Source organism: Nocardioides pymetrozini (assembly GCF_046058985.1).
In the GTDB taxonomy this organism is placed as follows: Bacteria; Actinomycetota; Actinomycetes; order Propionibacteriales; family Nocardioidaceae; genus Nocardioides.
The window spans coordinates 1,856,132-1,878,777 of sequence record NZ_CP175556.1; the positions used below are offsets into that span (position 1 = coordinate 1,856,132).

Consider the following 22,646-nt stretch of genomic DNA (forward strand, 5'->3'; position numbering starts at 1 on the left):
CCCTGCACCAGCGGGCGACGGCTACTGCCTGCCCTTGAGCTTGATCCTCACCCTCGCGGAGAAGGGTGCGACCTTCGCGTCACCGGGATAGCTCACGGTCGCCTTGACCTTGCGCTTGCCCTGGCGCCACAGCTTCCTGAGCTGCTTCTTGGCCTTGACCTTCAGTACGCCGTCCACCACGGTCCCGGTGTAGGTCCTGCCCTTGATCGTGACCGTCACCAGTCCGGACGGCGTCACGCCGCCCGCGGTCACGACCTTGATCGTGACGGTGCCCTTCTTGGCACTGGCCTGCGGGGAGACTGAGGCCGTGCCGGGGGCCGGAGTTGCAGCCGGAGGCGGCGTCGGGGCCGGGGTGCAGATGGTCATCGCGACGTTGTCGATGTACCAGCCGTCGATGCCGTTGCAGCCGTCCATCCCGAAGTCGAAGCGGAAGCGCACCGTGTCACCGGGCGCCGCGATCGACGTGATGTCGATGACCGACGATCCCCACGCGCCGGTGGGCTTGCCACCGTCGGTGCCGGTGAACGCCGCCTCGCCGGCCATGGGGTTGGTGTTGCCCGGAGCCGAGGCGAGCTCGCCGCCCGGAGCATTGTGCAGCCACGCGGACGGGGGCACCAGCTGGTACCCGCCTCCGTTGACGCTCACCTTCACGTTGCCCCCGTCGTACTCGACCTCCGAGGCGACGTAGTGGTCGAAGGAGAGCCGGGGGAGCGCTCCAGATGGCACGGTGAGCTGCGGCGTCGTGACGCCGACTCGGGAGGAGTAGTCGTCCGGGCCGCCGTCGCAGCTACCGAAGCTTCCGGCGTCGTCGACGTCCCCGCGGTCGTTGAAGTAGAGGACCTCGGGTCCGCCCTGATGCTGGGTGCCGCCGGCGGTGACGGTCGGCAGGTCGGTGGTGACGACCGGGTCGAAGTGGGCGTTGTCGGCCTCGACCTCCGGCGCACCCCAGGTCGCCGGGATCTCGCCGCCGTCGAAGCCCTCCGACCACAGCGTGCTCGTGACGGTGCCCGGTCCGCATCCGACCGTGCCGGCGTCGAACATGGGCTGGAAGTTGCACTGCACCGGCTCGACCCGCAGCTGGGTGGCCTGCGCCACCGCCGACACCGCCGCACAGTCGTCGGCAGTGATCGCCGGCAGCGGACCGCCGTCGGCGGCGGCCCCGCCGGTCGGGCTGGTGCCGATGGCGAGCTTCTTCAGTGTCGTCAGTCCCGTGAGCTCCGTGCAGGAGGCATCCAGGCCGTCCGCCAGCTCGGCGAAGCCGGACGTCGGCGTGAGCTTGGTCAGCTGGGTGTGCCAGAAGATGTGCGCCGCCTTGTCCAGGCCGATCTCCGGAACGGTGACACCGTTGTAGGTTCCACCGTCGACGAGGAGCGCGTAGGCGTGGTTGACGACGCCCGAGTTGGTGTGCACCCCACCGCTGTCGGTCGTCGCGCAGTGGTACTCCTCGTCGCTCACCTTGCCCGGGTCGCCATAGCAGTTCGGGTTCCACATGTCGCGGATCGCGCCGCCGAAGGCCGGGTCGCCCTCACCGGACAGCCAGCGGTAGGAGTCGGCCACTGCCGGAGCCTGGGGGCCGTGGACGCGGAGCGTGACAGGCCCCGCCGCGGCCCTGATCGCCGCCCCGGAGTCGCCGTCGATCTGGGCGGCCGGGATCGTGAAGGTCGCTCCCGGCATGTCCCACGGGTCGAACTGCGGGTCGCCGCCGACGACGATGCCAACGGCCCCCGCGGCGACGGCGTTCTCACCGAGGCCCTCGTAGTACTCCTCCAGGCCCGCGGCCCCGCAGCCGGTGGTGAGGTTCTCGTCGACATAGACCCATTTGCCAGCGATCGCCGCGGCGTTCTGGAACGGCGAGCAACCGTCGGTCGGCAGGTCGTCGTTGGCCGGGTCGGCGGCGTCCTGCCCGACCACGAGAGGCACGTCGGTCGGTGTCGTCGGGAACGCGGGCCCGCCCGAGGCCTTGACGGCGACGCACTTCCCCGCGATCTCCGCGGGAGCGGCGATCTTGATGCTGATCGGGATCTCGCCGGAGTACTTGGAGCAGTCCCCGACGGCCCGCTCGGCGTCGGGCGTCTCGTTGAAGCGGTCGTTGAGCATGTCGACCGTCTCGCCCCAGATGTCGGAGTACGCCTCGTTCATCGCGCCCGACTGCCACTGGTAGAGCAGACCCGAGGTGTACTCGGTGTACGCGTGGCCCCACTCGTGAGCCACGGTGTCGTCCGACGAGACGCCGGAGCAGTAGTTGGTCGAGACACCGTTCCAGTTCGCGTTCGGGCACGCGATGGACGGGTCGTTGTTGACGGTGATCATCTTGGCGCCGGCGCCGTCGAAGGAGTCGCGGCCGAAGGAGTTCATGAAGAACCAGTACGCCTCACCGGTGCCCTGCACCTCGTTGCGCTGGTCCTCGTCGAGACCGCCGGGGAAGGGGGCACCTTCGACCCACACGGTCTGAGGCGTGGCGTTCTCGTCGTCGAACTTCTCGATCAGCTCCCGCTCGAGCCCGTGCGCGATCATCGAGTAGCGGTTGACCGGCTTGCCGGTGACCGCGTCGAGGACGACGGTCTCGCGGACCTGCTTGCCGTCGGTCACCTCGAGCACCCACGCGAGCAGGTTGCGACCCGGGACACCCTGGATCGCTCCCATCCGGTAGATCGAGAGCTCGGCCTTCGCCACCGTCAGCTTGCCCTGCACCTCGGGCGCCTCTCGGCCGCCGGCCGGACCGGCCTCCACGAGCTGGGTGGCCTTGGCGACGGCCGCGCTCTGGTCGAGATGCGGGGTGGTGGCCACGTCCACCGCCGGGGCGACGTACCCGCCGACCGAGGTGAGGTCGCCCTGGCGGTCGACCTGCGCGCGCAGCTTGCTCGCGAACACCGGCAGGCCGCGGTAGGTCTGCACGAAGTCGACCGTGTAGCCCGCCGGCGTCTCGGTGACGCCGCTGCGGACGAGATCCACGTCCCGACCGCCGAACGCCTTGCCGTACTTGCCGAGATAGGCCGTCGCCTTGGCCGCCGCGTCGTTCGCAGACCGACCGATGGCGCGGGAGGGGAACAGGTCGTCACTGGCGCGCACGAAGCCGACGCGGCCCGTGGCCGGAGACTCGGTGACGGTGACGCGGCCCTGGGCCTCGTCGCGCATCTGCTCGACGACGGGAGGGTCCTTCGGGGCGGCCTCGACGGCCGCCGACGGTACGACGACGAGGGCCGCCCCGATCAGGGAGAGACCGAGGCCCTTGCGCAGCGCGCGGGGGAGGGTGAGTGGCACGACATGTTCTCCTCGAGATGGAACGCGGCGTCGGCAGGCCTAGGGGGTGCCTGCTCCGGCACGCGTGCTCGGCACCCTAGGACGCAGAATGCGGCGGGTCCATAGGTCCCGCGGAAAGGCTGCGCCGGCACCCCCGCTCGACCGGAGAACCTCCCGACGCGGGCGGGCCCGGGGCCGACACACCCTCGTGTGGTCCCTGTGACTGGAGTGACGATCACCTAGGTTTGGTGTCATGGCGACCCGTACGTCTTCCCCGCCGGGGTCGCGCAGCAGGACCAGCTCTTCCTCCCGCTCGGGCGTGAAGAAGACAGCCAGCTCGCGTTCCCGGAGTACGACCACCAAGAAGCGGCCACCGGCCAAGAAGTCGACCGCGGCGAAGCGGCCGGCCCCTCGGGCGGTGCGCAGCGGTCCTGGTCCGGTCCTGCGCGCCTTCACGGCGCTCGGCAGGGGAGTGGTCGCCCTCTGGCTCGCCTTCGCCCACGGCATCGGGGCGGTGACCCGCGGCGTCGGGCACGGCGCCCGCGACATCGCGCCCGAGCAGCGCCGCGACGGCTTCGGCCTGCTGCTCGTCGCCGTGTCCCTCGTCATCTGCGCAGCGGTCTGGTTCGAGGTGCCCGGCGGGGTCATGGACTTCACCCGGGCCGCGGTGGCGGGCACGGTCGGCAAGATCGCCTGGTTCGTGCCGCTGCTGGTGCTGGCCGCCGGCTGGCGGGTCATGCGCGACCCGGTGGGCAACGGGCCGGCGGGCCGCCAGGTCATCGGCTGGACGGCCTTCTCGTTCGGCCTGCTCGGCATCGTGCACATCGCCAACGGCAGCCCGGAGCCGATCCGGGGCGACACCCTCCCGCTGCGCGACGGCGGCGGAGCCGTCGGGTACGTCGTGTCCGCGCTTCTCCTGGACCTGCTCCGCGCCCCGGCGGTCGTCGTACCCCTCCTGGCGCTGCTCGCGTTCTTCGGCGTCCTCGTCATCACCGCGACGCCGCTCTACCGCGTGCCCGACCGGCTGCGCGAGATCGGGGACCTGCTCCTCGGCCGTCACCACCACGACGACGCCGACACCGAGGCGCTCCAGCTCGACGACACCTTCGAGCGGATGGGCGACCCCGCCTACGACTCGCCCGTGCTCGCCGAGCCGCGCAAGCGCCGGCGCAAGAAGGACGAGGAGCCCGGCCCGGCGGAGGAGTCGATGGAGCTCCTCGAGCCGATCGACGTGCCGCTGGCCGACGAGGACACCGAGCCGGTCGACCCCGAGGCCGGGTCCAACGCCCTCATCGCGCGCCGGCTCGCGCAGGCCGCGCCCGCCACCGACGAGACCGGCGAGCTCGAGCCACCGCCGCACGCCGACCTGCCGCAGCGGGTCGAGCAGCTCGCCCTCTCCGGCGACATCGTCTACACCCTTCCGGACGCCTCCGCCCTCAAGCCGGGCGACCCGCATCGTGCGCGGTCGAAGGCGAGCGACGAGGTCGTCGAGCGGCTGCAGACCGTGCTCGACGAGTTCAACGTCGACGCCCAGGTCACCGGCTACACCCGCGGACCGACGGTCACCCGCTACGAGATCGAGCTCGGCACCGGCGTCAAGGTCGAGAAGATCCTCGGCGTCCAGCGCAACATCTCCTACGCGGTGGGCTCCGAGGACGTGCGCATCCTCAGCCCCATCCCCGGGAAGTCGGCGGTCGGGGTCGAGATCCCCAACACCGACAAGGAGATCGTGTCCCTCGGCGACGTGCTCCGCTCGAACGTGGCGCGCAGCGACCACCACCCGCTGGTGGCCGGGCTCGGCAAGGACGTCGAGGGCGGCTTCGTCGTCGCGAACCTCGCGAAGATGCCGCACCTGCTGGTGGCCGGCGCCACCGGCTCCGGAAAGTCCAGCTTCATCAACTCGATGATCACCTCGGTGCTGATGCGCTCGACGCCGGACGAGGTCCGGATGATCATGGTCGACCCCAAGCGGGTCGAGCTGAACGCCTACGAGGGCGTGCCGCACCTGATCACGCCGATCATCACCAACCCGAAGAAGGCCGCCGAGGCCCTCGAGTGGGTCTGCCGCGAGATGGACATGCGGTACGACGACCTCGCCAACTTCGGCTTCCGGCACATCAACGACTTCAACAAGGCGGTCCGCGAGGGCAAGGTCGAGGTGCCGCCGGGCAGCGAGCGCACGCTCACGCCGTACCCGTACCTGCTGGTCATCGTCGACGAGCTCGCCGACCTGATGATGGTCGCGCCGCGCGACGTCGAGGGCTCGATCGTCCGGATCACGCAGCTGGCCCGTGCCGCCGGCATCCACCTGGTGCTCGCGACCCAGCGTCCGTCGGTGGACGTCGTCACCGGCCTGATCAAGGCGAACGTCCCCTCCCGCCTGGCGTTCGCGACCTCCAGCCTCGCCGACAGCCGGGTCATCCTCGACACCCCCGGCGCGGAGAAGCTGGTCGGCCAGGGCGACGGGCTCTTCCTCCCCATGGGGGCCTCGAAGCCGATACGCGTCCAGGGCTCCTGGGTCACCGAGCAGGAGATCCACCAGGTCGTCAAGCACTGCAAGTCGCAGCTCGAGCCGAGCTATCGCGAGGACGTCACCGCTCCGGCAGCCTCCAGCAAGGTCCTCGACGACGACATCGGCGACGACATGGACCTGGTCGTCCAGGCGATCGAGCTCGTGGTGTCGACCCAGTTCGGCTCCACCTCGATGCTGCAGCGCAAGCTGCGGGTCGGGTTCGCGAAGGCGGGTCGCCTGATGGACATCCTCGAGAGCCGTGGCGTGGTCGGGCCGAGCGAGGGGTCCAAGGCCCGCGACGTCCTGGTCAAGCCCGACGAGATCGACGCCGTGATCATGACCATCCAGGGGGAGGCATGACCGAGGGGACCCCGGAAAGGACGAGCGAGATGTCTGACGCAACGGCGCGGATCGAGGTCCGCCGCAATGTCGCGCTGTCCGCGTCGGTGGGCGGCTTCTCCGCGCTGCTCACCGTCGCCTTCGCCGTGCGCGCGTTCACCGGTGGCACGACCCTGGACTGGGTCTCCTTCGGGGTGCTCGCCGTGGTCACCCTCGCGCACGTCGCCGCGCTGGTCGACGCCCGGGCGCCCCTGCTCGTGGCCGACGAGCACGGCGTGCGGCTGCGCCAGGGCGCCACCTGGCGCGGGATCGCCTGGCCGGAGATCGACTGCCTCGAGCACCTGCCCCGCCGCGGCCTCGTCCGTGACGGGCACGTCCTCGTCGACGGGTACGACGACCAGCAGCTCGTCGTACCGCTCACGCTCGCGACGCGCGTGGTCGGCGTCGACGCGGGCTCGCTCAGCGACGTGCTCGCCGAGCTGGCCGACGGACGCGCCGACGTGGTGGAGGTCGTCCCCGGCCTGGCGGACGAGACGTCGGCCGGCGAGGACTCCGTCCCCCAGCTGAGCGACCTCTACGCCGACGACAGCCCCGTCGCCCCCGAGGAGCGGCGCGGCATCGCCGCGCGGGTGGCCGCGGGCCTGGCGGGGCGCCCCGTCCCCGAGGACGCCGACCGTCCTGAGAGCACCGACTCCACCGATGACGAGGACACCGGCGAGATCGTCCTGGCCGCGGACAGCGAGGCCACCGACGAGATCGCGGCCGTGCCCGCGCCCGACGCGGACGACGAGCCACCGGCTCCGGAGCGGTCGACCTTCCTGGCGGCCCGGGTCGAGCTGGACCGGCCCACCCTGGTGCGCGCCCCGGTCACGGAGCCGCCGCGCGAGCGGCCGCACGCGCTCGCCGACGCCGACGCGCACACCGACGCGCACACCGACGCGCACACCGACGCGCACAGCGACACCGTCACCGTGGTGCTCGAGGACCTCGCCGTCCGCCCCGCGCCCCGGCCGGTGATCGGCCCGGAGCTCACGGCCGCCCGCGACCGGCTCCGCCTGACCATCGACCAGCTCTCGGAGCGCACCCGGATCCGCCCGCACGTCATCGAGGCGATCGAGGTCGACGACTTCGCCCCCTGCGGCGGAGACTTCTACGCCCGCGGGCACCTGCGCACGCTGGCACGGGTCCTCGGCATCGACGCGGGGCCCCTGGTGGCGGCGTACGACGAGACCTATGCCGACGCCCCGGTCGACGCGCGCCGGGTGTTCGAGTCCGAGCTGGCGACCGGAGGCCGCGGCGCCATCCGCAGCACCCGCGGCGGGCGCAACTGGTCCGTCCTCATCGCCGCCGTCATGGGCGCGGTGCTGGTCTGGTCGGTCGCCCGGCTCGTGATGGGCGGTCCGGCTCCGGTCGGCGACACGCCGGTCCTCAACCAGAGCGGCGGGATCTCCAAGGCGGCCGCGGCGCAGGGCGACCCGGTCAAGCTGAGCCTGACCGCCGCCGGCGGCGGCGCCCAGCTGGTCATCCGCGACGCGGCGGGTGAGATCGTGTTCGACGGCAACCTGGCCTTCGGCCAGACCTCCGAGCTCAAGGTGGTGCCGCCGGTGCGGATCTGGAGCTCCGACGGCTCGGTGACCTACGCCATCGGCGGTGCGAAGCCGAAGGCGCTGGGGGAGACCGGGGCCGAGGTGTCCAAGACGCTGGTCGCGCCCTGAGGGCGCTGACCACAGCAACGCGGAATGCCGGCGGGCGGGTTCCCGCCGGTATCCTCGTTCGGACATGACCAGCACACCCACTCCGCCCGTCTCGATCGCGCTGCTCACCCTCGGGTGCGCGCGCAACGACGTCGACTCCGAGGAGCTGGCCGGACGGCTCGCCGCCGACGGCTTCACGCTGGTCGAGGATCCCGAGAACGCCGACACGGTGGTGGTCAACACCTGCGGCTTCGTGGACGCGGCGAAGAAGGACTCGATCGACACCCTGCTGGCCGCGGCCGACCTCAAGGAGTCGGGCCGTCCGCAGGCGGTCGTCGCCGTGGGCTGCCTGGCCGAGCGGTACGGCGAGGAGCTGGCCGACTCGCTGCCCGAGGCCGACGCCGTGCTCGGCTTCGACGACTACCAGGACATCTCCGGACGGCTGCGCTCGATCCTCGCCGGCGAGCGCCCGCACCCGCACACGCCGCGCGACCGACGGCTGCTGCTGCCGATCAGCCCCGCCGAGCGCCAGGCGGCCGTTGAGACCGCCGATCTCGGTGCCGACATCGACATCGCCATCCCCGGTCGCTCGGCGATCCGGCGTCGCCTCGACGGCGGTCCGATGGCCCCCCTCAAGCTGGCCAGCGGCTGCGACCGCCGCTGCACCTTCTGCGCCATCCCGATGTTCCGCGGCTCCTTCGTCAGCCGCCGCCCCTCCGACGTGCTGCAGGAGGCGCACTGGCTCGCCGAGCAGGGCGTCAAGGAGCTCTTCCTCGTCTCGGAGAACTCCACGTCCTACGGCAAGGACCTCGGCGACCTCGGCCTGCTCGAGACGCTGCTGCCCGAGCTGACGGCGGTCGACGGCGTCGAGCGGGTCCGGGTGTCCTATCTCCAGCCCGCGGAGACCCGCCCTGGCCTGGTCCGCGCGATCGCGACCACGCCGGGCGTGGCGCCGTACTTCGACCTGTCCTTCCAGCACGCCAGCGCGACCGTGCTGCGCCGGATGCGCCGCTTCGGCGACCCGGAGAGCTTCCTGGGCCTGCTGGCGCAGGTGCGCGAGCTCGCGCCGGAGGCCGGGGTCCGCTCCAACGTGATCGTCGGCTTCCCGGGCGAGACCGAGGAGGAGTTCCAGACCCTGTGCGACTTCCTCGTCGCCGCCCGGATGGACGTGACGGGCGTGTTCGGCTACTCCGACGAGGACGGCACCGAGGCGGCCGCGCTCGACGGCAAGCTCGACGACGACGAGATCCGGGCCCGGGTGCAGCACCTCAACGACCTGGTCGCGGAGCTCACCGCGGAGCGGGCCGAGGAGCGGATCGGCAGCACCGTGGAGGTGCTGGTCGAGGAGGTCGACCCCGACGGCAGCCGGGACGGCGCCGTCGAGGGACGCGCCGCCCAGCAGGGACCCGAGGTCGACGGCACCACCCGGGTGCTCGGCGTACCGGACGCCCGAGTGGGCGACCTCCTGCGCGCCGTGGTCGTGGCGTCGGACGGGGTGGACCTGATCGCCGAGCCGGCAGGAGGACAGCGATGAGCGGGACGAGCACGGGGAAGACGCCGGCGCCGGCGACGCCGAGCAACTGGAACCTGCCCAACGCGCTGACCACGCTGCGGATCGTCCTGGTGCCGTTCTTCGGCTGGGCGCTGCTCCACGACGGCGGCGACTCGATCCTGTGGCGCACGGTCGCCTGGGCGATCTTCTTCGTCGCGATGGTGACCGACAAGATCGACGGCGACATCGCCCGCGCCCGCAACCTCGTCACCGACTTCGGCAAGATCGCCGACCCCATCGCGGACAAGGCGATCACCGGCATGGCCTTCATCGGCCTCTCGATCATCATGGACACCTGGTGGATGTGGACGATCACCGTCTTGGTGCTGGTGCGCGAGTGGGCCGTCACGCTGCTGCGGCTCTCGGTGCTCAAGTCCGTCGTCATCGCCGCCGCGCAGAGCGGCAAGTGGAAGACCGCCGCCCAGGCGCTGGCGCTGGGCTTCCTCACCCTGCCGCTCCTCGAGGTCGGCGACGAGGTGAGCTGGCTCGACGTCCCCGGCGAGGTCGTGTACGTCGCGGCGGTCGCGCTGCTCGTCGTCGCCTTCGTGCTGACCATCTGGTCCGGCTACGAGTTCTTCCGCGACGTGTGGAAGCAGCGCCACGCGATCCGCAAGCCGTCGGGAGCCTGAGATCGTGCGGTCTCGCGGACCGCAAGGGCAACATCTGACGGCATGCGGTGGGTCGAGATGTCGCCTTTTCGTCACCTCAAGTTCCCCAGTCTCTTGCGGTGCGCCGTGGGGATCGGCCTAGGTTAGTCATCCTTCCCCCCGGCTCCCGCTGTCTCGGGCGCGTGAGTCGGAACCTCTGTCGTCCTGCCGACCCCGGAAGTAGTCCATGCGCTCAGTGAAGAAGTGCCTGCTCGGTTCCCTCGGAGCGGCGCTGGCCGTCTCGGGTCTCACCGCCCTCCCGACCACCCCGGCCGCCGCGAACCCCGGTGGCACGGACCTGGTCATCTCCGAGATCTACGTCAACGGCGGCTCGTCGGGGGCGAGCTTCGTCAACAAGTTCGTGGAGCTCTACAACCCGACCGCGAACCCGATCGTGTTCACCGGCTCGGTGCAGTACCGATCCGCCGCAGGGACGGGCGCCGCGACCAGCAAGATCGACCTGGCGGCACTCTCCGTGCCCGCCGGCGGGCACGCGCTGCTCAAGGGCGGCAGCAACGCCGCGAACGGCGCGCCGCTGCCCGCCGCGGACGCGACCAACACCGGCTTCCAGCCGAGCGGGTCGACCGGTGGCACGATCTTCCTGACCACGAGCACGGCTCTGGTCGACCCGACGACGGACACCGGCCTGACCGACAAGATCGGCTACGGCACCAGCAATGCCCCCGAGGGCGCCGCCGAGGCGTCCGGCTACGGCGTGACCGCCAGCCTCTCCCGCGCGGCCAACGGTGCCGACACCGACAACAACGCCAACGACTTCTCGCCGCTGACGCCGCCGACGCCGACCAACACGAAGAACAACGCGCCCGAGCCGCTCGAGGCCGCCGACCAGGCGGACGTCGCGGGCTACGTGGGGGTCCCGGTCGGGCCGGTGAGCCTGTCCGCGACGGGCGGCACGCCGCCGTACACGTGGACGCTGACGTCGGGCGCCCTCCCGGCCGGCGTGACCCTGAGCGCGGCGGGCGTCCTGGGCGGCACGCCGTCCGCCGAGGGCACCTTCCCGGTGACCGTCCAGGTTGCCGACAGCGCCGGGACGCCGGTCACCGACACGGACACCTTCACCATCACCGTCGGCGCGGCGCCGGCCGAGGTCGCGATCCACGAGATCCAGGGCACCGGCCCGCGCTCGGAGTACGCCGCCGAGACCGGGAGCGGGCCGGGCGACGTCGTCACCACGACCGGCGTCGTCACCGCGATGTACAAGGACCCCGCGTTCGCTGCCTCGAACTTCGACGGCATGTACATCCAGACCGCCGGATCCGGCGCCACGGACACCACCCCGGGCGCCTCGGACGCGATCTTCGTCTACGGTCCCAACGCCATGCCCGCCGGCGTCGCGATCGGCGACACCGTCGAGGTCACCGGGCCGGTGAGCGAGGCCTTCGAGACCACCGAGATCACGCCCGTCGCCGGCGGCGTCGTCGAGGTCGCGCCGCTGGCCGCGCCGGTGCCGCTCGCCATCGCCTACCCGACGACCGAGCAGGGCCGCGAGGCGCAGGAGGGCATGCTCCTCGCGCCGACCGACCAGTTCACGGTCACCAACGCCTACAACATCAACACCTTCGCCGAGGTCGGCCTCGCCACCGGCGACACGCCGCTGCGCCAGCCGACCGAGTTCTACTCCGACAGCAGCCTGAAGCTCGACGAGGTCAAGGCGGACAACGCGGCCCGCGGCGTCGTGCTCGACGACGGCACCTCGGTCAACTACATGACGACCGCCGCCGCGAAGAACCAGCCGCTGCCCTGGCTGACGCCCGCCAACCCGATCCGCGTGGGCGCGGAGGCGACGCTGACCGGGCCGGTCGTCCTGGAGTACCGCTTCAACACCTGGCGCTTCCAGCCGCAGTCGCCGATCTTCGGCGACGGCGCGGGGACCGCCACCTTCGAGAACACCCGGCCGCAGAACGGCGCGCCCGCGGACGTGGGCGGCGATCTCAAGATCGCCACCTTCAACGTCCTCAACTACTTCAACACCACCGGTGAGGCGTACGTCGCCGCCGGAGCGAGCCTCAATCCGAAGACGCACTGCACCTACTACACCGACCGTGCCGGCAACCGGATCGCCAACAACCGCTGCGGCTTCGAGACTCCCAACGGCCCGGAGGCCAACGACGGTCGGGGCCCGCGCGGCGCGGCGACGGACGCGAGCCTCGCCCGGCAGCGGGCCAAGATCGTGACCGCGATCAACCTGCTCGACGCCGACATCGTCGGTCTGCAGGAGGTCGAGAGCTCGGTCAAGCTGGTCAACGAGATCGACCGCGACGACGCGCTCCGCTCGCTCGTGGACGCGCTCAACGCCGCCGCCGGCTCCGAGGTGTGGCGCTACGTCCACAGCCCCGGCGAGGCGACCCAGACGAACCAGGTCGCCGAGCAGGACGTGATCCGTCCCGCGTTCATCTACCGCGCGGCCACGGTGGAGCCGGTCGGCACGTCCGACATCCTGTTCGGGACGACCGAGTTCGCCAACGCCCGCGAGCCGCTCGCCCAGGCGTTCAAGGCCAAGGGCGCCCTGGACGACGACGCCTTCGCGGTCATCCTCAACCACTTCAAGTCCAAGGGCGACAGCGAGCCGCCGGCCACCGGGGACAACGCGAACAGCGTCGACACCGGCGCGTTCAACGGCGATCGGACCCGCCAGGCGAGCCGGCTCGTGACGTTCGCGAACGAGTTCGCCGAGGCCCGCGACATCGACGCGGTCTTCCTCGCGGGCGACTTCAACTCCTACTCGAAGGAGGACCCGATCCGGGTCCTCGAGCAGGGCGGCTTCGACCTCATCGAGTCCGACGACCCGACCGAGGAGAGCTACTCGTTCTCGGGGCTCTCCGGCTCCCTCGACCACGTGCTCGGCAACGAGGCTGCGCTCGCGATGGTCACGGGCGCGGACATCTGGGACATCAACGCCGCGGAGTCCGTGGCGTTCCAGTACAGCCGCTACAACTACAACGTCACCGACTTCTGGCAGCCGAACCAGCCCTTCGCGGCCTCGGACCACAACCCGGAGATCGTCGGCATCGACGTGCCGGAGGTGACCGGCACCTACAAGCGGATCCAGGTCATCGGCACCAACGACTTCCACGGCCGGATCCTGCCCTCGGGCGGCGACAGCGCGGGAGCCGAGGTGCTGTCGGGTGCGCTCGACGAGCTGCGTGCCGACAACCCGAACACCGTCTTCGTGGCGGCCGGCGACCTGGTCGGCGCCTCGACCTTCGAGTCCTTCATCCAGAACGACGAGCCGACCATCGACGCCCTCAACGAGGCCGGACTCGAGGTGTCCGCGGCGGGCAACCACGAGTTCGACCAGGGCTACGAGGACTTCGTCGGCCGCATCCAGAACCGGGCCGAGTGGGAGTACATCGCCGCGAACGTGGTCGAGCCCGCGGGCCGCGACGACCTGGCGGAGACCTGGACCAAGACGATCGACGGAGTGAAGGTCGGCTTCGTCGGCGCCGTGACCGAGGACCTGCCGTCGCTGGTCAACCCCTCGCTGATCGAGGGCGTCACGGTGACCGACATCGTCGAGGCGACCAACGCGGCCGCGGCCGACCTCAAGGACGAGGGCGCGGACCTGGTGGTCCTGCTGGTCCACGAGGGCTCACCCAGCACCGACTGCGCGTCGCCGAGCTTCACCGACGAGAACACGGTGTGGGGCAACATCACCCAGAACACCTCCGCCGACGTGGACGCGATCGTCTCCGGGCACACCCACCTGGCGTACAACTGCTCTTTCCCCGTCGACGCCTGGGCCGACGAGGCACGCGCCGTGACCGAGCGGCCCGTGGTGTCCGCCGGCCAGTACGGCCAGAACCTCAACCAGCTGGTCTTCACCTACGACGACAACACCGGCGACCTCGTCGCGCTCTCGCAGGAGGTCATCGGGATCGCCGGGACCGGCTACGAGAAGGACCCGGCCCTCGAGCAGCCGATCAAGGACGCCGTGGCCGAGGCCGAGGTGCTGGGCGCGGTGAAGCTGGGCGAGATCGAGGGCCCGTTCAACCGGGCGAAGCTCGCCAACGGCACCACCGAGAACCGCGGTGGCGAGTCGACCCTCGGCAACCTGGTCGCCGAGGTCCAGCGGTGGGCCACCGACACTCCGGAGGCGGGCTCGGCGCAGATCGCGTTCATGAACCCCGGTGGTCTTCGCCAGGACATGGTCGGCACGCCCGAGGGCGACAGCCGCAAGCTGACCTACAAGCAGGCGGCGGTGGTCCAGCCCTTCGCCAACACCCTGGTGAACATGCGGCTGACCGGGGCGCAGATCGAGACCGTGCTCGAGCAGCAGTGGCAGCGGACCTCGGCCGGCGCCGTCCCGTCGCGACCCTTCCTGCGGCTGGGAGTGTCCGCCGGGTTCACCTACACCTACACCGAGACGCCGGTGACGGTGAACGGCACCGCCACCTTCCAGGGCGAGGTCACCGGCATGTGGCTGCACGGTGTGCCGATCGACCCCGCGCAGGTGTACTCGGTGACGGCGAACTCGTTCCTGGCCTCCGGCGGCGACAACTTCTTCGAGCTCGCCAAGGGCACCGCCAAGAAGGACACCGGCAAGGTCGACCTCCAGGCGATGGTCGACTACATGGCCGATCACGCCGCCACGGACCCGCTGCCGGTGGACTACAGCCAGCACGCGGTCGAGGTGGAGCTCCCGGCCGACGCGCCCGCGACGTACGCACCGGGCAGCCATGTCAAGCTCACCGTCGGCTCCTGGGCGATGTCGGGCACCGACGTGGAGGACGCCCAGCTGCAGGTCAAGCTCGGCGACCAGGTCCTCGGCACGGCGGCGGTGGACAACACGATCGGCACCGCGGTGTACGACCCGTACGGGACCGCGGCCGTCGACGTCGTCCTGCCCGCCGCCACGCCCGGTGGTGCGACGGAGCTGACCCTGGTCGGGCCGCAGACGGGCACGGTGGTGCGGGTGCCGATCACGGTGAGCGGCGGCGTCGTCACGCCGCCGCCGGGCCAGCAGGCGGTGACCCTGGGCGTGAAGCTGAAGCCGAAGCGGGTCGTCGTCGACACGACGCGGGCCAGGGTCCTGGTCACGGTCGTCGACGCCGCCGGGCGGCCGGTCACCGGCACGGTGACCGTGAAGGCCAAGGGCCAGAAGGCGCGCACGGTGACGCTCGTGGACGGGCGCGCGAAGGTCCGGCTGAAGGCGTTCGGCTCGACCGGGAAGAAGAAGGTCGTGGTCACCTACGCGGGCAGCGCGACCCACGTGCCGGCCACGGTGACGACGAAGGTCAAGGTGGTCCGCGGCTGACGGACCCCGAGGGCCTCGGTCGGTGGTCCGTGACACGATGCGGTCATGGAGTCACCGGCCGAGGCCCTCGTCCACGCCCTGCAGGACGCGTCCGCCAGCGTCGCCACCGCTGAGTCGCTGACGGGCGGGAGGCTCGCCGCGCGGCTGACCAACGTGCCCGGCTCGTCGGTCGTGTACGCCGGCGGGGTGGTCAGCTACCAGACCCACGTCAAGGTCGAGGTGCTCGGCGTGCCGAAGGACCTCGTCGACGAGCACGGCGTGGTGTCCGCCGAGTGCGCCCGGGCGATGGCCGACGGGGCGCGCCGCCTGCTCGGGACGGCGTACGCGCTGAGCACGACCGGCGTCGCGGGGCCGGAGCGCCAGGAGGGCAAGCCGGTCGGCACCGTGTTCGTGGGCCTGGCCGGGCCCGACGGCACCCGTGCGCTCGAGCTCGACCTGTCGGGGGAGCGGTCCGAGATCCAGGACGCCACCGTCGACGCCGCGGTCGCCGCGCTGGCGGACGCGCTCGACGCGGCGCGCTCAAGGACTGGGCAGCCAGCGGAAGATTCGGCGCTCGGGTAGCGTTGTGCTCAGACCGACCACCCACCCACGGAGAGGAGCTCGCGATGGTGCTCTTTCGCCGATCGCTCGGTGACATCCTGCGGAGTCGCCGCGCCGAGCTCGGTCTCACCCTCCGTGAGGTCTCCGGCGCCGCCCGGGTGAGTCTCGGCTACATCTCCGAGATCGAGCGAGGCCAGAAGGAGGCGTCCTCCGAGCTGCTCGCCTCCCTGTGCGACGCGCTCGAGATGCCCCTGTCCGACGTGCTCCGCGAGGTCGCCGACGCCGTCGCGCTCGAGGAGGCCGCCGCCGTCCTGGCCGCCACCCCCACGTCGATCGCGCCGCGCCGCGCGGGCGAGGTCGTGGCCTCGGCCGCCTGATCGCGGCCGCGCGCGAGTTTCACCGGCCGGCCGGTGAAACTCACGCTTGGACGAAGAAGGATCATCGTCCAAGCGTGAGTTTCCTCGTCCAGGCTCGCGTTATGTCAAGCGCGTCGCCTGTCAGCGGCCGGCCATGGCCTCCAGGCGCGCGATCCGGTCGGCCATCGGCGGGTGGGTGGAGAACATCCGCTGCACGTCGACCGCCCGGAAGGGGTTGGCGATCATCATGTGGCTGGCGTTCTGCAGCTGTGGGGTCGGCGCCAACGGCGCGCGGGCCGTCCCCAGCTCCAGCTTGCGCAGGGCGGAGGCGAGGGCGAGCGGGTCGTCGGTGAGGCGGGCGCCGTCCTCGTCGGCGTCGTACTCCCGGGTGCGGCTGATCGCCATCTGGATGACCGCCGCCGCGAAGGGCGCCAACAGCGCGGTGGCGACCAGGACGAGCGGGTTCGGACGGTCCTCGTCGCTGCCGCCGCCGAAGATCGAGGTGAACGCCAGGAACTGCGCGACCGAGCTGATCACGCCGGCGACGGCCGCGGCGACGGAGCCGGTGAGGATGTCGCGGTTGTAGACGTGCATGAGCTCGTGGCCGAGAACGCCGCGCAGCTCGCGCTCGTCGAGCAGGCCGAGGATGCCCTCGGTGCAGCAGACGGCGGCGTGCTGCGGGTTGCGACCGGTCGCGAAGGCGTTGGGCGCCTGGGTCGGGGAGACGTAGAGCGCCGGCATGGGCTGGCCAGCCCGCTCGGAGAGCTCCCGGACAATCCGGTACATAGCCGGCTGCTGCGCCTCGGACACGGGGTAGGCGTGCATGGCCCGGATCGCGAGCTTGTCGGAGTTCCAGTAGCCGTAGGCGGTCGTGCCGACACCGATCAGCGCGAAGATCCAGATGAACGCCGAGCTCCCGGTCGCGGCGGCGATGAGCCCGCCGACGGCGAGCAGGAGCGCGAAGATGGCGCCGAACAGGCCGGCGGTCTTGAGCCCGTTGAAGTGGTGGTGCATGCCTCGTCAACGAACGACGAGGGAGCGCGGGTTCCGAGCCGGCCGAGAGACCCGGGTCACGCCATCGGCTGGCATCGCGGACACCAGTACGTCGTCCGCTCGCGGCCGGGGTCGCCGACCTGGCCGGCCTCGATCGTGGTGCGGCAACGCAGGCAGGGCTGCCGTTGGCGGCGGTAGACCCAGACCGGGTTGCGCCGGTCGCCGGTGGTCAGTGGCCGCCCGGTCCGCATCGCGGACTGCAGCATGAGCCGGGCGCGGTCGAGGAAGCGGCCCGGGTCCCGGACCGCCGCGACCGGCCCGAGCGGGCAGACACCGTGCACGAAGCAGCTCTCGGCGAGCCAGATCGTGCCGATGCCGGCCACCACGGTCTGGTCGAGGAGCGCCTCGCCGAGGACGCGCTCCGGACGGGCCGAGAGCCGCGCGACGGCCTCGGCCCGGTCGTCGGCGGTCCATGGACCCAGCAGGTCGGGGCCGAGGTGACCGACCACGGACGCCTCCTCCGCGGTCGGCAGCAGCTCGACCAGGCCCAGCCGCAGCCCCACGGCGACCACGCGCTCGGTGGTCAGCAGCACCCGCGCGTCGACCGCCGGTCCGGGCGGGCGCTCTCCTGCCCGCGCGACCCGCCAGCTGCCCTCCATCTTCAGGTGCGTGTGGAGGGTGAGCGAGGTTCCCGCGGACGTCACCAGGCGGGTCAGCAGGTGCTTGCCGTGGGTCGCCGTCCGCTCCACGCGCGCGCCGCTCAGGTCGGTGGTCGCGAGCTGCGGGACGCGGAAGTCCGACCCGGTCAGCACCTGCCCGGCCAGCGCCCGGTCCAGCCGGTCCGCGGTCCGACGGACCGCGTCGCCCTCAGGCACGGATCCGAAGCCCTCGCGGCGTGGCGACGAATCCCGCCGCCGCGAGCGCGTCGCGCAGCGGCCCGCCGCTGCCGAGCAGGGCGGTGCCGTCGGCCTTCTCGACCGTCAGCTGCCCGAGGCTGCCGCGCCGGACGGCCGCCGAGAGCGCCTCGGCGGCCGGTGCGAGCCGGTCCGGGTCCTCGGTCCAGGTGAGCAGGGTCCGGCCGCCCCGCTCGACGTAGAGCACGAGTGCACCGTCGACGAGGACGACGAGGGCGCCCGCCTTGCGTCCGGGCCGGTGCCCGGCTCCTTCCTGCTCGCGCTCCGGGGTCGGCCAGGGCAGAGCGGCCCCGTAGGGGTTGGCGGGATCGGTCGCCGCCAGCGCGAGCGCCACCGGCTTCACGTCCAGCGCCTCGCCGCCGACCGTGGCCGAGAACGACCGGAGCCGGTCGACGGCGCCTGCGGTGCCGAACTGCGCCGCGCCGAGCCCCTCGACGAAGTAGCCGCGTCGGCAGCGCCCGGCCTCCTCGAAGGCGCTGAGCACCTTGTAGACCGCCGCGAAGCCGCCGGGCACCCGCTCGTTGACGACCGCGCCCCGGGTGACGACGCCATGCCGCTCGAGCAGCTGCTCGGCGGCGGCGTGGGCGCGCCGGGTCGGGTCGGTGTCGATCGCGGGAAGCAGCGCCCACCGCCCGGCGGTCTCGGGACGTCCGGTGCGGGAGAGCCGGCCAGGCCGGGGCCCGGCCCGCCGGGTGCGGTGGGCCGGGCGGCCGGACCTGGTGAGCGCGCGCAGCGGGGTCAGCGTGTCGTTGGTGAGATGGCCGCTCCACACCAGAGCCCACAGCGCGGCGCTGACCGCGTCGTCGAGCGGCGGGTCGTCGCCGGCGGTGAGGCAGGCGCGGGCGACCTGGTCGGCGACCTGGCGGAAGAACCACGCGCCGCCGGGTGCCAGCACGTCGAGCACGCGCTGGTGCAGCGGGTCCTCGACGGGCCCGGGCTCCGGAAGCGTGAGCGGGGCGCGGTCGGCGAGATGGAGGGAGATCCAGCCGTCGCTGCCGGGCAGTGCGCCGTGACCGGCCCAGACCACCTCGCCGGTGGCGGTCAGCTCGTCGAGCAGGGACGGCTCGTAGTCGCGGACCCGGGCCGGAAGCACCAGCGACTCCAGGGCGCTGGCGGGCATCGGGGCTCCGGCGAGCTGCTCGACGGTGTGCAGCAGTCCGTCGACCCCGCGCGGACCCTTGCCGGCGCCGGCGGTCGTGCCTGTCGAGACCTGGTGCCACGCGGCTGAGAAGCGCGCCAGGGTAGTCGGCTCGACGGGCTCGATCTCGTGGCGCAGACGGGCGAGCGAGCGTCGCCGCAGGCGACGCAGCACCTCGACGTCGCACCACTCCTCACCGGCCGCCGAGCTGAGCATCGGCACCGGCCGGAACTCGCCGGACAGCACTCGCCCCTCGGCCTCCAGGCGCTGCAGGGTGTGCCGGACCACGGCCACGCCCAGTCCGAGCCGGGCGGCCACCTGGTCGACCGTGAACGGGCCGTGGGTGCGGGCATAGCGGCCGACGAGGTCGGCGAGGGGGTCGGCGACCGGCTCGGCGAACGCGGCCGGTGTGCCAGGTGGCGCGGGGACGCCCAGCCCGTCGCGCAGGCGGGCGACGTCCTCGACGACGACCCAGGCCGTGCCGTACGGCATCCGCACCTCGACCGCTCGGCGCGCCGCGACCAGGTCGGCGAGCCACTCGGCCACCGGGGCGTCGTCGCGGGCGCGGGCCGTCACCTCGGCCGCGGTGAGCGGCCCGAGCAGGCGCAGCAGGTCGGCCAGGCCCTCGGCGTCGCGGGCCCGCCGCTCGGGAACGGTCCGCTGCAGCTCGGCCTCGACCTCGGCGAGCACGTCGGGGTCGAGCAGCTCCCGCAGCTCCGCGCGCCCCAGCAGCTCGGCCAGCAGGCCTTGGTCGAGGGTGAGGGCCGCGGCCCGCCGCTCGGCGAGTGGCGAGTCGCCCTCGTAGACGAACTGTGCGACGTAGCCGAACATCAGCGTCCGGGAGTACGGCGACGGCTGGCTCGTCTCGACCTCGGTGACGGTGATCTCGCGCTGCTCGACGCGGCGCAGCAGCGCCGTCAGGCCGGGCAGGTCGTAGACGTCGTTGAGCACCTCGCGGACCGTCTCGAGCACGATGGGGAAGGCGGGATAGCGCACCGCGACCTCGAGCAGCGCGGCCGCCCGTTGCCGCTGCTGCCACAGCGGCGAGCGGCGGCCGGGGTCGCGGCGGGGGAGCAGCAGCGCCCGTGCGGCGCACTCGCGGAAGCGGGCGGCGAACAGCGCCGAGCCGCCGACCTCGCGGGTGACGATCTCGTCGATCTCGTCGGGCTCGAAGGCGACCAGGTCCGCGCCGGGCGGCTCCGCGTCGGTGTCGGGGATCCGGATCACGATCCCGTCGTCGGAGGCGAGCGCCTGGCCGTCGATGCCGTAGCGCTCACGCAGGCGGGCATTGATCGCCAGCGCCCAGGGCGCGTGGACGGCCATGCCGTAGGGGGAGTGGACCGCGAGGCGCCAGTCGCCGAGCTCGTCGCGGAAGCGCTCGACCAGGACCGTCGTGTCGCTGGGGAGCACCCGGGTGGCCTCGACCTGCTCGCGGAGGTAGGCGACCAGGTTGGCGGCGGCATGGTCGTCGAGACCGATCTCGCGCGCACGCGCGTGCGCCTCGGCGTCGGGCAGCGCGGCCAGCTCGCGGGTGAACGCCCCGATCGCCTCGCCCAGCTCGGTCGGTCGCCCTGCGGTGTCGCCCTTCCAGAACGGCAGGCGGCCCGGGACCCCCGGCGCCGGCGTGACGATCACCCGGTCGTGGGTGATGTCCTCGATGCGCCAGCTCGTGGCGCCCAGCGCGAAGACGTCGCCCACCCGGCTCTCGTAGACCATCTCCTCGTCGAGCTCGCCCACCCGCCGGTTCGTGCCCTCGCCGGCCAGGAACACGCCGTACAGGCCGCGGTCGGGGATGGTGCCGCCACTGGTCACCGCCAGCCGCTGTGCGCCCGGGCGGGCGCTGATCGTGCCGGTCACCCGGTCCCAGGTGATCCGTGGCCGGAGCTCGGCGAACTCGTCGGAGGGGTACCGACCGGCGAGCAGGTCGAGGACGGCGTCGTACGCCGGGCGCGGGAGCTGGGCGTACGGCGCGCTGCGACGCACCAGCGCGAACAGCTCGTCGACGTCCCACTCGCCGGAGGCCGCCGCGGCGACGATCTGCTGGGCCAGCACGTCGAGCGGGTTGGCCGGGACGCGCAGCGCCTCGATGCCGCCGGTGCGCATCCGGGCCACGGTCACGGCGGCGGGCGCCAGGTCGCCGCGGTGCTGGGGGAAGAAGACGCCGACCGAGGTCTCGCCCACCTGGTGGCCGGCCCGGCCGACCCGCTGGAGGGCGCTGGCGACGCTGGGCGGGGAGGCGATCTGGAGGACCAGGTCCACCGCCCCCATGTCGATGCCCAGCTCGAGACTGCTCGTCGCCACGACGGCGGGCAGGCGACCGGACTTGAGGTCGTCCTCGACGAGCGCGCGCTGCTCCTTGGACACCGACCCGTGGTGGGTCCGGGCCAGGACCGGCGGCGCGCCCGCCGAGGCACCGGACTGGGCCATGATCTCGGCCGGCGGCGTGATGCCCTCGGTCGTCGCGTCGGCCGCGATCTCGTTGAGGCGCGCGGTCAGCCGCTCGGCGGTGCGCCGCCCGTTGGTGAACACGATCGTCGAGTGGTGCTCGCCGATCAGCTCCGCGACCCGCTGCTCGACGTGGGGCCAGATGCTGGCGCGCGCGGGCGGGGCGGTCGGGTCGTCGTCGTCCACGACCTGGCCGAGCGCGGTCATGTCCTCGACCGGCACCTCGACGCGCAGGTCCCACTCCTTGCGGGTGGGGGGAGCGACGATCTCGACGGGAGCGGTGCCGCCGAGGAAGCGCGCGACCTCCTCGGTCGGCCGGACGGTCGCGGAGAGCCCGACCCGCTGGGCCGGGCGGGGGAGCAGGGCGTCGAGGCGCTCGAGGCTGAGCGCGAGGTGGGCACCTCGCTTGGTCCCGGCCACGGCGTGCACCTCGTCGACGATGACCGTCTCGACGCCGCGCAGTGTCTCGCGCGCCTGGCTGGTGAGGATGAGGAAGAGCGACTCCGGCGTCGTGATGAGGACGTCCGGGGGGCGCGTCGCCAGGCGGCGGCGCTCGTTGGCCGGGGTGTCGCCCGACCGGATGCCGACGGTGACCTCGGGCAGGGGGCGGCCGGCCTCCAGGCGCTCCGCGGTCTGGCGGATGCCGGTCAGCGGGGCGCGCAGGTTGCGCTCGACGTCGACGGCGAGGGCCTTGAGCGGCGAGACGTAGAGGACTCGGGTGCGGTGCAGCCGGTCCTCGGGCGCCGGGGTCGTCAGCAGGCGGTCGAGACCGGCGAGGAAGGCGCTGAGCGTCTTGCCCGACCCGGTGGGCGCGACGACGAGCGTGTGGTGGCCGCGAGAGATGGCCTCCCACGCGCCGGCCTGGGCGGGCGTGGGCTCGGCGAACGCCGCGCGGAACCACGTGCGCGTCGCCTCGCTGAACCTGCCGAGCGGGTCGGCCGGAGCTCCCTCGTCCACCATTGCGCCATCTTCCCGCACGGCGCCGACACCGCCGTCACAAT

Annotated in this window: 11 protein-coding genes; 7 read left to right on the forward strand and 4 right to left on the reverse strand. The window is 72.4% G+C overall.

Translation table 11 applies throughout. The features are described 5' to 3' along the window. Window positions 1-21 precede the first annotated feature (21 nt). Window positions 22-3,261: a M4 family metallopeptidase gene (locus ACJ5H2_RS09060; RefSeq protein WP_408899241.1), complete on the reverse strand. Its 3,240-nt coding sequence runs from the start codon at window positions 3,259-3,261 to the stop codon at window positions 22-24. Between the two features lie 232 nt (window positions 3,262-3,493). On the opposite strand from ACJ5H2_RS09060, the gene ACJ5H2_RS09065 reads away from it, so the two are divergent. From ACJ5H2_RS09065 to ACJ5H2_RS09095, 7 genes are all read left to right on the forward strand, one after another. Beyond that, window positions 3,494-6,112, forward strand: coding sequence for a DNA translocase FtsK 4TM domain-containing protein (locus ACJ5H2_RS09065; protein WP_408899242.1), 2,619 nt, complete (start codon window positions 3,494-3,496; stop codon window positions 6,110-6,112). A gap of 29 nt (window positions 6,113-6,141) precedes the next feature. Then, window positions 6,142-7,806 carry a helix-turn-helix domain-containing protein gene (locus tag ACJ5H2_RS09070; protein ID WP_408899243.1) on the forward strand — a complete coding sequence of 555 codons (1,665 nt, stop codon included), beginning with the start codon at window positions 6,142-6,144 and terminating at the stop codon, window positions 7,804-7,806. Between the two features lie 64 nt (window positions 7,807-7,870). Then, entirely contained in the window at window positions 7,871-9,319 is a 1,449-nt protein-coding gene (gene rimO, locus ACJ5H2_RS09075) for a 30S ribosomal protein S12 methylthiotransferase RimO (RefSeq protein ID WP_408899244.1), read from the forward strand. Beyond that, the gene (pgsA, locus tag ACJ5H2_RS09080) at window positions 9,316-9,966 is read left to right on the forward strand and encodes a CDP-diacylglycerol--glycerol-3-phosphate 3-phosphatidyltransferase (RefSeq protein WP_408899245.1); all 651 of its coding nucleotides are present in this window, start codon (window positions 9,316-9,318) and stop codon (window positions 9,964-9,966) included. Before rimO ends, pgsA begins: the two co-directional genes overlap by 4 nt. Window positions 9,967-10,171: 205 nt before the next feature. Next, on the forward strand, window positions 10,172-15,259 hold the full coding sequence (locus tag ACJ5H2_RS09085) for an ExeM/NucH family extracellular endonuclease (protein WP_408899246.1): 5,088 nt from the start codon (window positions 10,172-10,174) through the stop codon (window positions 15,257-15,259). 45 nt (window positions 15,260-15,304) lie between these two features. Next, on the forward strand, window positions 15,305-15,820 hold the full coding sequence (locus ACJ5H2_RS09090) for a CinA family protein (protein WP_408899247.1): 516 nt from the start codon (window positions 15,305-15,307) through the stop codon (window positions 15,818-15,820). A gap of 44 nt (window positions 15,821-15,864) precedes the next feature. Further along, on the forward strand, window positions 15,865-16,176 hold the full coding sequence (locus ACJ5H2_RS09095; protein ID WP_408899248.1) for a helix-turn-helix domain-containing protein: 312 nt from the start codon (window positions 15,865-15,867) through the stop codon (window positions 16,174-16,176). Window positions 16,177-16,296: 120 nt separating this feature from the next. On the opposite strand, the gene htpX is transcribed toward ACJ5H2_RS09095, so the two are convergent. Genes htpX through ACJ5H2_RS09110 form a run of 3 tightly spaced genes read right to left on the reverse strand, consistent with a single transcriptional unit; the run spans window position 16,297 to window position 22,605 of the window. Next, complete coding sequence (htpX, locus tag ACJ5H2_RS09100) at window positions 16,297-17,169, reverse strand: zinc metalloprotease HtpX (RefSeq protein WP_408899249.1); 873 nt, start codon at window positions 17,167-17,169, stop codon at window positions 16,297-16,299. A 56-nt stretch (window positions 17,170-17,225) separates the two neighbouring features. Beyond that, window positions 17,226-18,023: a DNA-formamidopyrimidine glycosylase family protein gene (locus ACJ5H2_RS09105; RefSeq protein WP_408899250.1), complete on the reverse strand. Its 798-nt coding sequence runs from the start codon at window positions 18,021-18,023 to the stop codon at window positions 17,226-17,228. Further along, entirely contained in the window at window positions 18,016-22,605 is a 4,590-nt protein-coding gene (locus ACJ5H2_RS09110) for an ATP-dependent helicase (protein WP_408899251.1), read from the reverse strand. Before ACJ5H2_RS09110 ends, ACJ5H2_RS09105 begins: the two co-directional genes overlap by 8 nt. Between the last annotated feature and the right edge of the window lie 41 nt (window positions 22,606-22,646).

Excerpts from the sequence above, each read along its gene's own strand:
- ACJ5H2_RS09065 (WP_408899242.1), top strand. The coding sequence starts at position 3,494 with ATGGCGACCCGTACGTCTTCCCCGCCGGGGTCGCGCAGCAGGACCAGC.
- ACJ5H2_RS09070 (WP_408899243.1), top strand. The coding sequence starts at position 6,142 with ATGTCTGACGCAACGGCGCGGATCGAGGTCCGCCGCAATGTCGCGCTG.
- rimO (WP_408899244.1), top strand. The coding sequence starts at position 7,871 with ATGACCAGCACACCCACTCCGCCCGTCTCGATCGCGCTGCTCACCCTC.
- pgsA (WP_408899245.1), top strand. The coding sequence starts at position 9,316 with ATGAGCGGGACGAGCACGGGGAAGACGCCGGCGCCGGCGACGCCGAGC.
- ACJ5H2_RS09085 (WP_408899246.1), top strand. The coding sequence starts at position 10,172 with ATGCGCTCAGTGAAGAAGTGCCTGCTCGGTTCCCTCGGAGCGGCGCTG.
- ACJ5H2_RS09090 (WP_408899247.1), top strand. The coding sequence starts at position 15,305 with ATGGAGTCACCGGCCGAGGCCCTCGTCCACGCCCTGCAGGACGCGTCC.
- ACJ5H2_RS09095 (WP_408899248.1), top strand. The coding sequence starts at position 15,865 with ATGGTGCTCTTTCGCCGATCGCTCGGTGACATCCTGCGGAGTCGCCGC.
- htpX (WP_408899249.1), bottom strand. The coding sequence starts at position 17,169 with ATGCACCACCACTTCAACGGGCTCAAGACCGCCGGCCTGTTCGGCGCC.
- ACJ5H2_RS09110 (WP_408899251.1), bottom strand. The coding sequence starts at position 22,605 with ATGGTGGACGAGGGAGCTCCGGCCGACCCGCTCGGCAGGTTCAGCGAG.